The following is a 17234-nucleotide window of genomic DNA, read 5'->3' on the forward strand; positions in this document are numbered from 1 at the left end:
TCTATGGCAGCAAATGGATTTATCGAATTGCTTCGCATTGCGAAACGGGGAAATAAAAACTACGTTTCTAATGAAAATGAAGTCAACCGATGGTCAGGCATTGCTTTTGAGATGATGGGGCAATATTTTGTTGCCCCGCTGGGGGAAGTATCCGAAGTGATCTATCCTCCAAAATATACGCTAGTTCCTAATACTCAATCATGGGTGTTAGGATTGGCCAATATTCGGGGAAGGTTATTATCAGTTTCTGATTTGACTCAATATGTATCAGGACAGAGTAGCCAGTTTTCACCGACTCAAAAAGTATTATGTATTCACCATAATGACCAATATGTCGGTTTGGTCGTTGATCAAGTTTTGGGTATACAACATTTTAATAAGAAAAGTTTTTTTTCTAAAACTACTGAATTGGATAATAACTTACAAGAATACTGTCAGGGATTTTTCCACCAGCATAACCAGCAATGGCATGTGTTCTTATTCAGTCGTCTGTTGCAAAATCCAAAATTTATGAACGCATCTATAAAATTTATAAATTAAACGTCGCGCACGAAAGTAATAAAGACGTAAATCGGGGAGAGGCTGCATGGGCTTTAAACTTAAAAAGAAAAATACAGGTGAAGGTAGCCGCAAAAGTGGCAATACTTTTTTATCCAAGATTCAATCACAAACAGACCAGTTGTCACGTGTATTTGGTGATAGTGAAAAGTCTAAACCGTTTATTTATGGCGCAGCCGGCTGTCTGTTAGCGGCAACCATCACTTTATTGTATCTTTTCTACAGTGTGCCACGTGCTAATCAGCTGACACAAAGTCTGGGTGATTTACGTCTGCTTTCACAAACCATTTCTCGTCAGGCGACTGAAGCAACGGCTTCTGGTACACCTGAAGCGATGAAAAAACTGACAGATTCTCAAAAAGCTTTTGCGGAAAACCTTGAGATTGTAAAAAATATTCATTCCAATAATGAGGCACTGCAAGCAGTAGATAAACAGTGGACAGAAGTGTCTTCTAGTATTGACCTGATTGCATCGCAACAAAAAATCATTAACCAGTTATATGACACCAACATCGCAATTGGTGAAGCCATACCGGGGATTCAGGCTGAATATAACTTGATGGTCGACCAGATGGCGCGTCAAGACATGCCGTCTAACCAGGTGGTCATTGCGAAAAACCAGGTATTCATTGCGGAACGTATTTTACGTTCGATCAGCTTGGTATTGACTGGTAACGACGGTTCACGTGAATCAGCGGACGACTTCAGTGCCGACACCGAAACTTTCGGTTCATACTTAAATGCACAGTTAAACGGTTCTGCTGAACTGGGTGTACAACGTATTACTGATCCAAACCTGCGCGAGTCTCTGGAAGGCATCAAAGCGGAATATGATGATGTACTTCAATCAGCATCTGCGACAATTCTGAAAAACTCTGCGCAAATCGTAAAAGTACGTCAGGCATCTGCGTCAATTTTCTCGCAATCGGATGCCCTGCTCGATAACCTAAACAAACTGTCTGGTAACTCTGGTCTGAAAACAATCGTTCCAGCGGTACTGTTAATTCTGTTATTGATCGGCTTCTTACTGTGTGTATTCCGCCTGTTAACCCTACGTGGTGCATCGGATAAACAGCGTGTAACCCGTCTTCAAGAAGAATATGACCGTAACCAGAATGCGATTTTACGTTTACTAGACGAAATTGCCGACCTTGCGGATGGTGACTTACGTTCATATGCAACAGTATCGGAAGACTTTACCGGTGCGATCGCCGACTCGATTAACTTCGCGATCGACCAGTTGCGTGACTTGGTATCTCGTATTACCGAAACTTCTCAGGAAGTTGCGCAATATACAGCGACAACTCAAAGCATTACCAACCAGTTAGCTGAAGCATCTGAACACCAGGCACAAGAGATTGCGGGTGCATCTGCTGCGATTAACGAAATGGCAATGTCCATTGACCAGGTATCTGCCAACGCGGAAGAATCTGCAGTCGTTGCGGAACGTTCAGTACAAATTGCTGCAAATGGTGCAGACGTTGTACACCGTTCTATTGAAGGTATGGATACGATTCGTGAACAGATTCAGGAAACCTCTAAACGTATTAAACGTCTGGGTGAATCTTCACAAGAAATTGGTAACATCGTAGCCCTGATTAACGATATTGCCGACCAAACCAACATCTTGGCATTGAACGCAGCGATTCAGGCGTCGATGGCGGGTGAAGCTGGTCGTGGTTTCGCCGTGGTAGCGGATGAGGTCCAGCGTCTTGCGGAACGTTCTGCCTCTGCAACCAAACAGATTGAAGGCTTGGTAAAAACCATTCAAACGGATACCAACGAAGCCGTAATTTCAATGGAACAAACCACAGCCGAAGTTGTACGTGGTGCGAACCTGTCTAAAGACGCTGGTGTGGCACTGGATGAGATTCAAACGGTATCGAATAACCTGGCAAAACTGATTGCGAACATTTCCGATGCTGCGAAACTTCAGTCTGCATCTGCGGGTCATATTGCGACCACGATGAATGTCGTACAGGAAATTACTTCACAAACTACGAGTGCAACCTTCGATACAGCACGTTCGGTATCTGAATTGGCGAACATGGCCGATGCATTACGTGAATCTGTATCTGACTTTAAACTACCAGAATAAAGTCAGAAAGTATGAGGGGAGTGTGCCTTAACCTAGGTTGAGGCACATTCAGAAATACAGATAAAGCCTCGACAAGATGGACTTGACTACATAAGGTTAGGTCTCGCGTGACGGTCACAATTAAGTTTGAGCGCCCTTCTTGGCGGCACAACGTAAGAAGCATTAGCTATGAAAGAAATATTAAAAAATTTAGTTGAAACGACAACGCTTCCTGAAGACAGTTATCTTGATCAAGATGCAGAAATTCTTGAAATTTTTGTCGAGGAAATCGAAGAGATTTTCGTTGAGTTAAATGCTTTATTTCCAGAATGGTTGAGTGATCCGGCTCATCAGGAAAACCTGAAAACCATTCGCCGCCATTTTCATACCCTGAAAGGTTCAGGCCGTATGGTGGGGGCTAAATCTGCGGGTGAAATTGCTTGGGCAGTGGAAGATACCTTAAACCGGGTACTTTCAGGTTCAATCCTGTTAACGCCTACGATTCAACAGTATGCCAAAGCTGTACTGAATATTTACCAGTTTACTTTATATCCAAAATTCAAACAGGTGCAGGAACTCGATGTTGACCTGCGTCCAGTCGTGCTTTTAGGTCAGCAATTACAACAACAAATGACACCTGAACCGGCTTTAGAAGAACTCTTGCAACTGGCAGACAGTCTGACTGCCGAAGGCCAGATCACAGGTCTTGAGCTAGGTGATTCGGCTGAAGATCAAGATATAATTGCAGCAATAGAAATAAGCACAACAGAATTTGAGCTTGAAAAAGCCGAAACTGAAGATGCTGCACGCAGTGATGTAGAAGAAACCGTAGCAATCTTTATCGAGGAAGCCGAAGAGCATCTCGAAACAATTGCCAAGTTCTTGCGTAGCGAAAATGAAAAAGTGCAGGATTATAATGCATTGATTCGTGCTATTCATACTTTGCGCGGCAGTTCGTCCATGGCACAGATCGAAGAAATCTTCGAGGCCAGCTCTAAAGTAGAACATCTGTTTAAAACACTGCTTCAGGATGAAATTGCCTCCACTTCAAAAGAAACTGCTGTATTAATTCAGTATGCTGAATTTGTCAGCGACTATCTGCATTTATTACGTCAGGGTGATAGCAGCAAACTGGCAGCAGTGTATGCGAATTTTGAGCGTGTCTGGAATGATTATGGCTTCGCAGCCACTGAAGCGGAAACAGTTGAAACCCAAGGTCTGGTAACCAAGCTGGTTGAACTGGAGATTGACCTGTTACTGGATGCCGAGTTTGAATTCGATAAACGCGCTAAAGTCGATTATCCAGAATATATTCAGGCTTTAAGCGAGCAGGCTGCCGAGCTGCTTGCACATACAGATAACCGTGCCGCACTGGGTATTCATGAGTTTACGACAGATTTAAAATCTGCCTATGATGCCTTACTAGAAAAACCGGTACTGCTGAACAGCGACTATGCCTATGAGCTGTTTGCCCAGGCACATCAGGAATTCATTCATTTATTCGATACCCTGGCAGCAGGCCAGCGTGTCATTTTAAATTATGATACGCAAAAAACCTTGAGTGAACTTGCTGCATTCGTACAGCAGGATCTGGAAATCTTTGCCGAAGACAATGTCCCTGCTGAGCAAGTATCAGAAGAAATTTCTATTCCTGAAGCTGCAACCACAGCCAGCATTGACTTTGCTGCTTTAAGTCAGCGTATTGCTTCTGATCGCCAATACATTGACAGCGCAGAAACTCAGCGTGATTTCGATGAGGATCTACTGAATATCTTCCTCGAAGAAGCAGATGAATTACTGGTGGGTATTGATGAAGATCTGAATACCTGGAGTAAGAAGCAGGATGATACGACTTCACTTAACAATCTGATGCGTCATTTGCACACCTTAAAAGGTGGTGCAAACATGATTACCGCTTCTCATATCGGTTCGATCTCGCACGAACTGGAAAGTATTTATGAGCGAATCATCCGTCAGCAGATTGCAGTAACGCCTACTTTGATTCAAATCATTCGTCTGGTGCAAGATAACGTTTCTGACCGTATCCAGTCGATCCGTGATGAAGGTATCGATTATCCAGCGGTTGAAGCAATTTCGATTCTGCAAAATATTCAGGCATTGGTGGCTGGTCAAGCTGTTGCAGCTCCAGTAGAAGCATCAATTCCTGTTGTCGAATTTGAATATGCAGAAGCTACTACTGAATCTGTAGAGACAGTAGATGATGCACCGGAAGAGATTGCATCAGAAAATACAGATTCAGATCTAGAGCCAGCTTTAGGCTTAGAAGATGAACAAGTTGAGCTTACTGAAACAGAAACCTTAACTGAAGCAGTTGAAGTTGTAGCAGAAGAACGCTCTGAAGAAGATGAACTGAAGTCGATTGTTGAAGAAACCTTCCTGGAAGAATCAGAAGAGATTCTCGACAATACCGAAAAACTGCTGAACCAATGGTTTGATCAGCGTAGTGACCGTAGCTTATTGCTTCAATTACAACGTGCTGCCCACAGTATCAAGGGTGGTGCGCGCATGGTTGAAAACGAAAAGGTGGCCAGCATTGCGTATGAACTGGAAACCACATTCGAACAGTTTGCGGTATATCACTTTAACTCGAATGCTTATGATGGCTTGCTGCAAAAAACACTGGCCTGGTTAAGACAAGCGATCTTCCAGCATGACTATAGCAATTTTGAACAGATCCAAAGCAGCCTGAAAAAGATTGCGTATGTGGATGTTACTGCGCAGCTGCCGGAACGTTTGGCTAAAACAGAAACGCTGGTCACAGAAAATAGCTTCGAGTTTGTCGAAGGTGATGGTACTGAGCCACCACGTATGATGGGTGAGTGGATCGATACCGGTAATACCGATACCAGCCATGAAATGATCCGTATCTCTGCTGATCTGGTTGAGAAGATGATCGACCTGTCAGGCGAGAATGCAATTAACCGTTCGCGTATCGAGATGGATTTGGGTCAGCTCGGTAATACTCTGAACGAGATGGAACTGGCGATCAAGCGTCTGGCGGATCAGTTGCGCCGAATGGAAGGCGAGCTAGAATCTCAAATTATTGCCAAACACGGTTCAGAAAACTCGCGTTATGCAGACTTTGACCCGCTGGAAATGGACCAATATTCGTCCCTGAACCAGTTGTCCAAGTCGCTTGCGGAATCTGCTTCGGACTTGGTTGACTTCAAGAGCACTCTATCTGACAAGATTCGTGAAACTGAAGGTTTGTTATTACAACAATCACGAATTCAGGCCGAGATTCAGGAAAGCCTGATGCGTACCCGTCTGGTACCGTTTGACCGGATGTTGCCACGTTTACAGCGTATCGTACGTCAGACTTCTACAACCTTGAACCGTCCAGCCGAACTGATTGTTCAAAATAGTGAAGGTGAATTAGACCGTAATATTCTGGAGCGTCTGGTAACGCCTTTCGAGCATATGCTGCGTAATGCGATTGACCATGGTCTGGAAGATACAGCAGATCGTATTGCCCTGAATAAACCGGAAGTCGGTTCAATCCTGTTAAATATCAGCCGTCAGGGTACAGATGTCATCGTCTCATTTAGTGATGATGGTAAAGGTATCGATGCTGAGAAGATTCGTGAGAAAGCACTGAGCCAAGGCCTGATCAAAGAAGATCAGACACTGGATTCGGAAGAGCTACTGCAATTCATTTTTCATCCAGGCTTCAGTACCGCTAAATCTGTAACCCAGATTTCAGGTCGTGGTGTGGGTCTGGATGTAGTACAAAGCGAGATCAAGTCGCTGGGTGGTCACGTATCTGTCAGCTCTGAAGTTGGCAAAGGCACAACCTTCACTATTCGCGTACCGACGACTGTAGCGGTCAGCGATGCCTTGATGGTAAAAGTGGGCGATCAGCAATACGCCGTTTCTCTGGCGCAAATCGACCGTATTGTACGTATTGCACCATCTACTCTGGAAACTTACTTCAACAGTAAAGACGATTTCTTCAAGATTGATGGCGTTAATTACAAATTGCGTTACCTGTCTGAGTTCGTATCGAATCAGCCAATTCCTCGTCTGAACAACGTAGCGCATTCACTGCCAGTATTGCTGATTAAAGGCAACAGTGGTCAAACCATTGCCTTACTTGTGGATCAGTTAGTAGGTTCACGTGCACAGATCGTGGTGAAACCAATCGGCCATCAGTTCGCCAATATTGGTGTAGTCACTGGTGCGACGATTCTTGGTGATGGTCAGGTTTGTCTGATTCTGGATGGTCAGAATATTGCCCGTCAGATCCATGGTACACAGCGTGTGAAACACATGCAGGATCAACGCGATGGTTCACGTTCTGGCAATGCTCGCCGTCTGGTGATGATCGTGGATGACTCGGTGACTGTACGTAAGGTGACCTCGCGTCTGCTTGAGCGTCAGGGCTATGATATTGTCACCGCCAAAGATGGTGTGGATGCGATTGAGCAGCTTGAAAATGTCCGTCCGGATCTGATGCTGCTGGATATTGAAATGCCGCGTATGGATGGTTTTGAGGTCACGAACCTGGTCCGTCACCACGATATTCACCGTGACCTGCCAATCATCATGATTACTTCACGTACTGGTGAAAAACACCGTGAACGTGCTTTCAGTCTGGGCGTAACCCACTACATGGGCAAACCGTTCCAGGAAGCTGAATTACTGGCGAATATTCAACAGTTAATTGCTGAAAAACAGGGGTTATAAATGAGTCAGAATACGACTAATGCCAAAATGGCTGATCAGATTAGCCAGCAGGAACTTCAGCATTTAATTACGGTATCTACCGGATTTATTGATGCTTATATCATTGACTGTCACGGCAAAGATCCAATGCTGTTACCACAAAATATTGTCCTGTCTGCACTGGATAGTGATACCCAGGTTAAAGTGGTTGAATGGCATGATGCGCAATTACCGGTTTATGCAGTTAATGATCCAACACGTAAAAGTGGTGTGGCGCTGGTGATTGAAGGAGATGAGGTGCATCAGCGTTTTGCCCTGATGTGCAATGAAATGCCGAAAACCATTCGTCTGCGTATTTCTGAGGTGGTTGATGCCGATCAGCAAGTGACTGACCTAGCAGTATTCCAGTATGTACGTATGGGGGATCAGTTATTTCACATCCCGCAAATGAGCCATATCCAGTCTTCAATTGGTCTATAATTCTTTTGAATGTATAAAAAAAGGAACTCATAAGAGTTCCTTTTTTTACATCTGGTGATTAATTGGCTAACAGGTTCACCAGAATCTGCTCATAAATTTCAGCCAGTGGTTCAAGATCTGCAATATCGACATGCTCATTAATCTGATGGATCGTGGCATTCAGTACACCGAGTTCCAGCACCTGTGCACCGGTAGGCGCAATAAAACGACCATCTGAGGTGCCGCCTGAAGTTGATAATTCAGTTTCAGTACCAGTCACCGTTAAAATGGCATCTTTAGCGGCATTCACCAGCTCACCGACCGGTGTCAGGAATGGCAGGCCAGATAAAGTCCATGAAATCTCATAATCCACACCATGACGATCCAGAATTTCAAGCATACGTGCTTTTAGTTCTTCAGCAGTCACTTCAGTTGAATAACGCCAGTTGCAGAGTAGATTCATGATGCCTGGAACAACGTTGGTTGCACCGGTACCGGCATTGATATTTGAAATCTGGAAAGACGTCGCAGGGAAGTATTCATTGCCATTATCCCAGACTGTTTCGCACAGTTCGGCAATGGCTTTAGACGCTTTATGGATTGGATTCACAGCAAGATGCGGATAAGCCACATGCCCCTGTTTGCCTTTCACAGTTAGATTGGCATTCAATGAACCACGACGGCCATTTTTAACAATATCACCCAGTTTATTGGTGCTCGAAGGTTCACCTACCAGACACCAGGTAATTTTCTCATTACGCGCTTCTAGGGTTTCAATCACTTTTACCGTACCATTGATCGATGGACCTTCTTCATCTGAAGTGATCAAATAGGCAATCGAACCTTTATGATTCGGATATTTTTCGACAAAACGTTCAGTAGCTACGACCATCGCAGCCAAAGCCGTTTTCATGTCGGCGCTACCACGGCCATAAAGCTTACCATCACGAATTTCTGGCGCAAAAGGATCAGAGTTCCAGGCATCCAGGTTGCCGGTTGGCACAACATCGGTATGGCCAGCAAAACAGAAAACAGGGCTTTCAGTACCTTTACGCGCCCAAATATTATCAACATCTTCAAAACGCATTGATTCAATATCGAAACCCACCTTTTTCAAACGTTCTGCCATGATGTTCTGGCAGTCATGATCAATAGGGGTCACAGAAGGCTGACGTAATAATTGCAGGCTTAAATCAAGAGTCGCGGAAGATGTCATATGGTGAATTCATAAGTCGATAAATTTGTCGGCTCTATGATAGGCGAATATGGCCTGTAATGTGAATGTTCCACATAAAAAAACCCTATCTGAGATAGGGTTTGTGGAGAAGCTAGAAAGAGTTTAGTTTTGACGGATTTCTTCAGAAGTTTTTTCTGCAGTGCCTGTTACAGCTTCGCCTGCTTTAGAAACGTCTTTACCCACACCTTTGACAGTGTTACAGCCAGTTAAAACAAAAGCCATTACCAATGAAGCAGCAAGAATTTTTTTCATCATCATCTCCGTATTATCGATAATAAAATTATTATGATGTGGAACTAAGATTAGAAAATATACGACATAAAAAATATGTGGTTTTCATAGTGCTTCGGTTAATAAATGTAATGTTTTAAAAGGGTTTATGCGCAGGAAAGGGGAGTAAAAGCGGGCTGCGATACATATAAAAATCCTCTTGATCAGCCTTTTTATAAAGTCCATTTGTCCACCAATAGGGACTTGAACTGCTGATCTGAGCATTAGGATAAATCCACTCATGGCGCTGCAAACGATAGAAATTAGCCGCTGGGTCGGGAATCTGCTGGCCCCATAAGCCTATGCGACGTTGGGTATTGACCCAGCCAGGCAATGTCTGATCTGCACGATGAACTGGAAGATAAAGCTGGCCTTTTAACATGCAGAAACGCTGCTCAATCTGCTGATCCAGAGCCTCATCAAACTGAAACTGTTTCTGGGTAAAATGCTTCATTTTACGGATTAAAGTATCGGTACGGTTTAGGCCATACCAGTTTGGCAGGCTAAAATCGGCTTCTGCGAGGTAGTATTTCAGCGCCACTTCCCAGTGTTCAGTCTGGCCTGTCTTTGTATTGAGTAACAGAAAATCCAGTTCACCTAGCGTTTTAGCACCGTCAATTTTCTGAATGCTATGGCCTAAAAGTTTATAAGGGTGATAAGCATCATCTAGCAGCCAGAACCAGACCAGCATTTCAAAACGTAGACCCAACCGGGTGCTTTTAAGCTGCTGCACGAATTGCTCCAGCTCTTCTGGATGCTGGTCTAAATATTTCAGACGTGGATGATAATTTTGCAGGTGATGTTGCCAAGTCTCAGAATCATGTAATTCGAAAGCATGGACGACTTTAAGTTCGGCTGGAATTTGAGACAGAAGGTTTGGACTGCCAACAGCAAAGGCCAGTTGCCGCACCAAAGGATGCTGATAATATTGCCATGCTTCTACAAGATGATGATTTAGACTGGAAAAGGGCATAGCACATCCTGTGAAAAGTGCACAAATACAACGGACAGATTTTAAAAACACTTTATACTACCCCTAATTTTGTGGGTAGGATCGATTTATGAAAATATTGTTTTGGCGAAGCCTGGTCGTACTGTTTGTCGTACTGGGTTTTATCGGCGCGATCTTGCCCGGCATGCCAACAACAGTATTTTTAATTCTGGCGGCTTGGGCGGCATCCAAAGGCTGGCCACAGATGGATGAATGGCTGCTAAATCATCCAAAATATGGTCCGACTTTAAGAGCCTGGCGTACCAATGGTACTGTGCCACGCAAGGCCAAATGGCTGGCCAGTATCATGATGTTCATCAGTGGTATTATCATGTTGTTTACGACAGCACCGTTGGCAGTCAAAATCTTTACTGATGTGACCATGCTGATTGTGGCGATCTGGTTATGGCGTCGGCCTGAACCGGTTCAGGACATAATCCATCCAGAACACATGGCCACAAAGAAAGTAGAACTAGAAATCATCAAGACAGAGAAAGAGAAGTCATGAGCCATTTGCAGCTGTATCAGGCAGAAATCCTGATTGATCTCGCCCAACAAAAACTATATTTGCCAAAATATAATAAGCAGTACCTGATTTCTACGGGTAAGAATGGCATTGGTGAAACAGAAAATAGTGGCAAGACGCCTCGTGGCTGGCATAAAGTCGCTGAAAAGTTTGGCCAGCAGGCACCATTAAACAGTGTGTTTATTGCCCGTCAAGCAACTGGTGAAATTTATAATGCAGAACTGGCACAGCAGTTCCCGCAGCGAGACTGGATTCTCAGCCGGATCCTATGGCTAAGTGGGCTTGAAAAAGGCTTTAACCAGGGCGAAGGTTGTGATACTTACCAACGTTATATTTATATTCATGGTACGCCTAATTCTGAGCCGATGGGTATTCCAATGTCCCATGGCTGTATCCGCATGCGGAATACGGATGTGGCCGAGCTGTTTGAACTGGTGAGCGAAGATGCGCTGGTCTATATTTCAGAACAGCCTCTGAATCTGACTGTTTAAATGACTTAAGAAGATTTATGGTTGATTTAAAATTAATTGAAATATCTTTTATTTATAGATGTAAAAGTAAAGAGGGCATAGATCTTCTACTCACTCTACTTTTACAGACAAATAGACTTAGAAACATGATTTATAGACCGCCAATAAAAGTCATCGATTTGTTTTTACAGGGCTGCAAGCTTTTAAAATAAAGATTACAGGATCACAACGTTGCGATGAGTTAGGCTTTGTATAATCTTTCAGCAATACTGAAGTCTGTTACATGTTCTGATCTCAATTTTCCTAAGTAAAACCGTAAAAATCCGGCTTTTAGTTTTAGAGAGTATTCTTAAAAAATCGGTAGAGACTTAAAAAATAAACAAAAAGTGTTGTTTTTTTTAACAATCAACCTATTTTTTAATCACTCACACCGAAAAAGCAGAAAACAGTCAGAAAAGCGTTTGACAGTCTGTGAAGATTCTCTATAATGCACCTCATCAAGCGATGAAGTCGATTTGAAAGGGCGCTTAGCTCAGTTGGTAGAGCGTCTGCCTTACAAGCAGAATGTCGGCGGTTCGATCCCGTCAGCGCCCACCAAGCTTCTTTCAAAGTTGAGACACTTATAGTGCAGCGGTAGTTCAGTTGGTTAGAATACCGGCCTGTCACGCCGGGGGTCGCGGGTTCGAGTCCCGTCCGCTGCGCCACTTTAAGTTCTTGATGAATCGTTTGCCACAATAGCGACATTGTGTAAGTGCAGCGGTAGTTCAGTTGGTTAGAATACCGGCCTGTCACGCCGGGGGTCGCGGGTTCGAGTCCCGTCCGCTGCGCCATTTTCATGATAGACCTTTTGAGGGCGCTTAGCTCAGTTGGTAGAGCGTCTGCCTTACAAGCAGAATGTCGGCGGTTCGATCCCGTCAGCGCCCACCAGGCTTCTTTCAAAGTTGAGACACTTTTAATGCAGCGGTAGTTCAGTTGGTTAGAATACCGGCCTGTCACGCCGGGGGTCGCGGGTTCGAGTCCCGTCCGCTGCGCCATCCTAAGAATCAAACAGTTTGACCCTTTAAGGGCGCTTAGCTCAGTTGGTAGAGCGTCTGCCTTACAAGCAGAATGTCGGCGGTTCGATCCCGTCAGCGCCCACCATATTTTTTGTGATGCAGCGGTAGTTCAGTTGGTTAGAATACCGGCCTGTCACGCCGGGGGTCGCGGGTTCGAGTCCCGTCCGCTGCGCCATTTACATGATAGACCTTTTGAGGGCGCTTAGCTCAGTTGGTAGAGCGTCTGCCTTACAAGCAGAATGTCGGCGGTTCGATCCCGTCAGCGCCCACCAGATTTTTTGTGATGCAGCGGTAGTTCAGTTGGTTAGAATACCGGCCTGTCACGCCGGGGGTCGCGGGTTCGAGTCCCGTCCGCTGCGCCATTTTAAGAATCAAACAGTTTGACCCTTTAAGGGCGCTTAGCTCAGTTGGTAGAGCGTCTGCCTTACAAGCAGAATGTCGGCGGTTCGATCCCGTCAGCGCCCACCATATCTTCTAAAGATATACGCGATGCAGCGGTAGTTCAGTTGGTTAGAATACCGGCCTGTCACGCCGGGGGTCGCGGGTTCGAGTCCCGTCCGCTGCGCCATTTTACATTCCCTGATGTGGAAAATGCGAATCAAAATTCAAGACTACGCGCTTCGCTTGTCTTGCATCATAAAAAATAACGATGTTATTTTTTACTCTTCAGGGCGCTTAGCTCAGTTGGTAGAGCGTCTGCCTTACAAGCAGAATGTCGGCGGTTCGATCCCGTCAGCGCCCACCATATCTTTCTTGCCTAAATCCTGAATATTTCATAGAATTCGAAGTCTATAATAATTTGAAGATTTCAGACTATGAGAAATCCATATCAGCGCAAGGCAGCGATCAAATCGCAAAATACCGCCTACGATCCGCTACAAGTTTATAAAAATTTTATTGAAGCTATTGTTACCCAAGGTGGCATTTTTGCACTTTACCAAGAGGGTTGGGCTTTGTGTGCCACGCCGACAGGACAGCGTGCTTTCGCGACCTGGCAAAGCAAAGGTCTGGCCAGACTACTCATTAAAGATAACTGGGCCAATTACCAGATTCAGGAAATTACCCTCAAAGATTTTGTTGAAAAGGTCATTCCTTTCTTACGTCAGGAAAGTACTATCGTGTCACTGGATCTAACACCAGAAGGGCAAAATATTCTGGTTGCGCCTGAAAAGCTTTTGCTGGATCTTAAAAATTACCTATATCAGGTCTATGTACAGAAACCTGAACTATTCAAAAATCCAGCGATCCCTTCACCAAGGCATATCCGTTTAAATTAACTTAGTGTTTAAGTCACTTATTTAAATAGTGAATATTCATTGAGAAGCCAACCACTCAAAAAGGCAAAATATTCTCTTAACCAGGAGCTATAGCGCAGATAAAGAGGAGTGTTGGCACTCAAACTAATCACTTGCTGATAACCTTGGTGTCTGGCAATGGCACGAGCACGGGGGCTATGAAAATCACTGGTTGCAATCGCAATCGGATCATTTTGACTTATATTGTATTGTTCCAATATCACTTGAGAATACATCATGTTTTGAGCAGTACTTCTGCTTCGATCTTCAAGTTGAATAAGGTTGATGAGTTCTGGATAGGTAGTGTTGATATAGTGCTGCATGACTTCAGCTTCACTTTGCCTTTCCCGATAATTACGCCCACCTGTCATAATTATTAAAGTATCTGGATAGTATGCTGCATATTTTGCTGCAGTATCCAGACGGCTTTTTAAGATGGGTGACGGCTGTCCATTCGAAATCCCGCTGCCTAAAACCAGAATAGCGGCAGGAGACTGTGTAGATTCGTTTGTATGAATAGACATCTGGATATAAGCGAAGAAAACCACGACACTGATCATCCAGAGCAAAAATCCGGCCCAGAGGCTGTTCCAGAACCAGGTTCTAAATCTGGAATGCTGTTTCCAGCGTTGAATGTTTGAAAAGAGTAAAACATACAGAACCAATGCTATGCTAATGAAAATTGGCAAAAGAACACCGAAATGTCTTTGTCCCTGACTCATTAACCAGAGGCTGTTTATGCCAAGGATCAAACCAAAGATCAGGCTGAGATTTCGTTTAAGTGGGCTGGATATTCGAATACTCATATTTTTATTTATCTTTTTATCTTTTCTTCTATCTTATTAATAAACAACCGGGCATGAAGCCCGGTCTTTTGTAGATCAGCTAGTTTTAATATACATCACGACGATAACGACCATCCAGACGTAATTGATCTACTGTGCTTTCACCGAGAATTTCAATCAGAGCCTGATCGACATCGCTGGCCATGCCATTAATGCTACCACATACATAAATCACGGCACCTTGAGCGACCCAGAGTTTCAATTCTTCAGCTTGCTCACGCAATTTATGATGCACATAAACTTTTTCCTGCTGGTCACGAGAGAAAGCAAGATCCAGTCGTTTTAATGTACCCATTTGCAGCCAGGCCTGAATGGTTTCTTCAAAGAAGAAATCATGGGCACGCTGACGTTCACCAAAAATGAGCCAGTTCTGAGTATAGTCCTGACGGTTACGCACACTCAGCAAGCTCATCAAACCTGCGATCCCCGTACCATTACCAATACAAATAATCGGGCGGTTATCAGCAATCAGATGGAAAGATTCATTCTTGCGAATACGCAGGGCAATCGGTGAATTTAGGGCAGTATGCTGTGTTAACCAGCCTGAGCCTAAACCTAACTGACCTTGCGCATCAGATTGCTGACGTACGACCAGACGTAACACTTGCTGACTTGGAATACTGGCGATTGAATATTCACGTGTAGCCAGAGCCGGCAATTGCTGTAATAGCTCATCTACTGAATCAAAAGGATCAACCTGAGTCAGGTCACGATCCCAAAGTGCCTGTTCGATACTTTGCTTCAGAGAAGGTACCTGTGTACCCGCGGCAATACGGTATTTCTCCATAAATGCACGGATACGTTCAGGGCTGTTTCCTGGTTGGATTTCGGCAATATCACCTGCTTGCCAGACAGCTTCATGCTGTGGAACCAGTTCAATATTGAACGCAGGCGCACCCAGACTATCTGGATTCAGCAATTCACGTTTGCTCAAAGTCCATCGATCGAAGGTTTTATCGATACCCATATCCTGCAACTCAAACTGGGTCACATGTGCAAGGGCATTGGTCCATTGCTGGATATGCTCATTATTGGCATTATCCACTTCGATGGTCTTGAAGAGCTGCTTGGCACCATTCTGCTGTAACCACTGGTCGATCCGATGACCAAAGCTGCAATAGGTATCAGGATATTCCTGGGAGCCTAGAGCCAAAACTGCATAATTGAGATGGCTGAGATCTGCTTTGGTAGACAGAATTTTCTTTTCGAAAGATGAAGCCAGGTCAGGCGCTTCACCTGTGCCATAAGTACTGGCTACAAATAAAACCTGTTCTGCCTGTTGCAGGTCTGCAAGGCTTAACTGTTGTACTGCTTTAACGCTGACAGGTTGACGTGCTTCCTGTAAGGCAGTGGCCGTGCGCCATGCCAGTTGTTCAGAGACACCTGTTTGTGAGGCATACGTAATCAGCCAAGGCTTAGCATTTGGATCCAAAGGCAGGGCAGTTGTGCCTTGGCGTGCAGCCAGAGTAAGTTTTTTCTGCTTGCGACGTTTCAGATAGAGCATCCAGCCGGTTATAAAGAAAAGTGGCATGAGCAGTGACGCGACCATGGCAAAGAACTGATAAATCGGACCAAAGAAGCTGCCACGGTGCACCGGTAGCATACTGCTCATGATCTTTTCATTCAGCTTTTTGTCTTCATACATTTCTACCGATGTAAAAGCTGCATCCTGATAGTTATAAGTAGCATTATTACGGGCACGCTCATGCTGAACTTCAACATCGGTAAAGCTGAGTTTTAATTCACCATCGGCTTTTTTAGGAATATTAAAAGTAACTGTTGAATATTTGTCATTGAATTCATTCTGGAAACCTGCCCAGCTCTTGTTCAATGCAGTAAGTAAAACGGTATCATCAACACCTTTCTCACGACCTTCACCGCGATTTTCGCGCTGACCTTCGCTTTGTGGACCGCGTTCGCCTGCACCTTCACCACGAGAACCACGTTGACCTTCACCACGTGATTCGCCAGCACTACGACCTTGTTCTTCACCACCACGGCCGCCTTGACCTTGCTGCATTTCAGGTTGTGGACGTTCTACACCCAGCACCTTGAACATACCATTGCGCCACCAGTCATAAGACCAGTACAGTCCGGTACACGCCAGGATCAGGTAAAAAATCACGACCCAGGTTCCAACAACCGCGTGCAGATCCCAGATAAAGTTACGACCTTTCAGTTGCGGCTTCACAGCTAGCCACTGCTTCACTGAATGGCGTTTTGGCCAGCGTAGGTAAAGACCCGACAAGACAAAGAAAATCAGCATCAGGGCACAGGCACCGGTAATCTGTTTACCGACGGGTCCTACAGTCAAATTACGATGTAGTTGCTGTACAAACTGGAAGAATTCACGACCTTTAATTTCATGCAATACTTCAGCCGTGTAGGGGTTGACCATCATGTTATAACCACGACGTGCTCCCTCTTTTACAATATTGACCGTACTGGATGCACTTGGATCCTGTGCCACGGTAATACTGTTGATTTTCATTTCAGGGTTTTGAGTCTGGAAATGTTGATACAGTTGGGCAGGGCTAAGCTTGTCTTGCTCTTGAACCTGTACAGTATAACTGTCGCTATTCATCCATTTTAAGATTTGCGGCTCATAAGAATAAATAGCACCCGTGACTCCCATAATCGAGAGAATCAAACCTGCAGTAATCCCCAGAAACCAGTGGATTTGGAAAAATGTCTTTTTAAACATGATGGTCAGATTTATGGTGGTATGTGTAAAAGTAGGCAAATTATAACTGAAGAATTAGAAC

General features: G+C 44.5%; 12 protein-coding genes and 12 tRNA genes. 19 read left to right on the plus strand and 5 right to left on the minus strand.

Annotation, left to right across the window (positions count from 1 at the left end; translation table 11 throughout):
• Positions 1–3: 3 nt before the first annotated feature.
• From RJ01_RS03855 to RJ01_RS03870, 4 genes are all read left to right on the plus strand, one after another.
• Positions 4–540: a chemotaxis protein CheW gene (locus RJ01_RS03855; RefSeq protein ID WP_004784984.1), complete on the plus strand. Its 537-nt coding sequence runs from the start codon at positions 4–6 to the stop codon at positions 538–540.
• A gap of 46 nt (positions 541–586) precedes the next feature.
• The gene (locus tag RJ01_RS03860) at positions 587–2656 is read left to right on the plus strand and encodes a methyl-accepting chemotaxis protein (protein ID WP_005236998.1); all 2070 of its coding nucleotides are present in this window, start codon (positions 587–589) and stop codon (positions 2654–2656) included.
• A 168-nt stretch (positions 2657–2824) separates the two neighbouring features.
• Positions 2825–7342 carry an Hpt domain-containing protein gene (locus RJ01_RS03865; RefSeq protein WP_034170115.1) on the plus strand — a complete coding sequence of 1506 codons (4518 nt, stop codon included), beginning with the start codon at positions 2825–2827 and terminating at the stop codon, positions 7340–7342.
• On the plus strand, positions 7343–7801 hold the full coding sequence (locus tag RJ01_RS03870; protein WP_034170116.1) for a hypothetical protein: 459 nt from the start codon (positions 7343–7345) through the stop codon (positions 7799–7801). It abuts the gene before it with no gap.
• Positions 7802–7859: 58 nt separating this feature from the next.
• Here the strand turns inward: RJ01_RS03870 and dapE are convergent, their stop codons facing one another.
• From dapE to RJ01_RS03885, 3 genes are all read right to left on the minus strand, one after another.
• Positions 7860–8996, minus strand: a complete 1137-nt coding sequence (gene dapE, locus RJ01_RS03875; protein WP_034170117.1) for a succinyl-diaminopimelate desuccinylase — start codon at positions 8994–8996, stop codon at positions 7860–7862.
• 123 nt (positions 8997–9119) lie between these two features.
• A complete protein-coding gene (locus RJ01_RS03880; RefSeq protein WP_004784975.1) occupies positions 9120–9269 on the minus strand; it encodes an entericidin A/B family lipoprotein in 150 nt (49 codons plus the stop codon).
• Positions 9270–9384: 115 nt separating this feature from the next.
• On the minus strand, positions 9385–10260 hold the full coding sequence (locus tag RJ01_RS03885; RefSeq protein ID WP_034170118.1) for a DUF1853 family protein: 876 nt from the start codon (positions 10258–10260) through the stop codon (positions 9385–9387).
• An 88-nt stretch (positions 10261–10348) separates the two neighbouring features.
• On the opposite strand from RJ01_RS03885, the gene RJ01_RS03890 reads away from it, so the two are divergent.
• From RJ01_RS03890 to RJ01_RS03960, 15 genes are all read left to right on the plus strand, one after another.
• Positions 10349–10786, plus strand: coding sequence for a YbaN family protein (locus RJ01_RS03890; RefSeq protein ID WP_034170119.1), 438 nt, complete (start codon positions 10349–10351; stop codon positions 10784–10786).
• Positions 10783–11295 carry a cell wall-recycling L,D-carboxypeptidase ElsL gene (gene elsL, locus RJ01_RS03895; RefSeq protein ID WP_034170120.1) on the plus strand — a complete coding sequence of 171 codons (513 nt, stop codon included), beginning with the start codon at positions 10783–10785 and terminating at the stop codon, positions 11293–11295. The genes RJ01_RS03890 and elsL overlap by 4 nt, the downstream gene beginning before the upstream one ends.
• Before the next feature lie 500 nt (positions 11296–11795).
• A tRNA-Val gene (locus tag RJ01_RS03900) sits at positions 11796–11871 on the plus strand.
• Between the two features lie 30 nt (positions 11872–11901).
• Positions 11902–11978 (plus strand) — tRNA-Asp (locus tag RJ01_RS03905).
• A 49-nt stretch (positions 11979–12027) separates the two neighbouring features.
• A tRNA-Asp gene (locus RJ01_RS03910) sits at positions 12028–12104 on the plus strand.
• 21 nt (positions 12105–12125) lie between these two features.
• Positions 12126–12201: transfer RNA gene (locus tag RJ01_RS03915), tRNA-Val, on the plus strand.
• A gap of 30 nt (positions 12202–12231) precedes the next feature.
• Positions 12232–12308: transfer RNA gene (locus RJ01_RS03920), tRNA-Asp, on the plus strand.
• Positions 12309–12338: 30 nt separating this feature from the next.
• A tRNA-Val gene (locus RJ01_RS03925) sits at positions 12339–12414 on the plus strand.
• A 13-nt stretch (positions 12415–12427) separates the two neighbouring features.
• Positions 12428–12504, plus strand: a tRNA-Asp gene (locus tag RJ01_RS03930).
• A 21-nt stretch (positions 12505–12525) separates the two neighbouring features.
• Positions 12526–12601, plus strand: a tRNA-Val gene (locus RJ01_RS03935).
• Positions 12602–12614: 13 nt separating this feature from the next.
• Positions 12615–12691, plus strand: a tRNA-Asp gene (locus RJ01_RS03940).
• Positions 12692–12721: 30 nt separating this feature from the next.
• Positions 12722–12797 (plus strand) — tRNA-Val (locus RJ01_RS03945).
• A 23-nt stretch (positions 12798–12820) separates the two neighbouring features.
• Positions 12821–12897, plus strand: a tRNA-Asp gene (locus RJ01_RS03950).
• A gap of 101 nt (positions 12898–12998) precedes the next feature.
• Positions 12999–13074 (plus strand) — tRNA-Val (locus RJ01_RS03955).
• A 70-nt stretch (positions 13075–13144) separates the two neighbouring features.
• Entirely contained in the window at positions 13145–13606 is a 462-nt protein-coding gene (locus tag RJ01_RS03960; protein ID WP_005236987.1) for a DUF2750 domain-containing protein, read from the plus strand.
• A 17-nt stretch (positions 13607–13623) separates the two neighbouring features.
• Here the strand turns inward: RJ01_RS03960 and RJ01_RS03965 are convergent, their stop codons facing one another.
• Both RJ01_RS03965 and RJ01_RS03970 read right to left on the minus strand, forming a co-directional pair.
• Positions 13624–14418 (minus strand): YdcF family protein, encoded by a 795-nt coding sequence (locus RJ01_RS03965; protein WP_034170200.1) that lies wholly within the window; start codon positions 14416–14418, stop codon positions 13624–13626.
• Positions 14419–14515: 97 nt separating this feature from the next.
• Positions 14516–17173 (minus strand): sulfite reductase flavoprotein subunit alpha, encoded by a 2658-nt coding sequence (locus RJ01_RS03970; protein WP_034170121.1) that lies wholly within the window; start codon positions 17171–17173, stop codon positions 14516–14518.
• Positions 17174–17234: the final 61 nt, after the last annotated feature.

Origin of the sequence: Acinetobacter sp. YZS-X1-1, assembly GCF_000804305.1 — a bacterium.
Lineage (GTDB): Bacteria > Pseudomonadota > Gammaproteobacteria > Pseudomonadales > Moraxellaceae > Acinetobacter > Acinetobacter variabilis.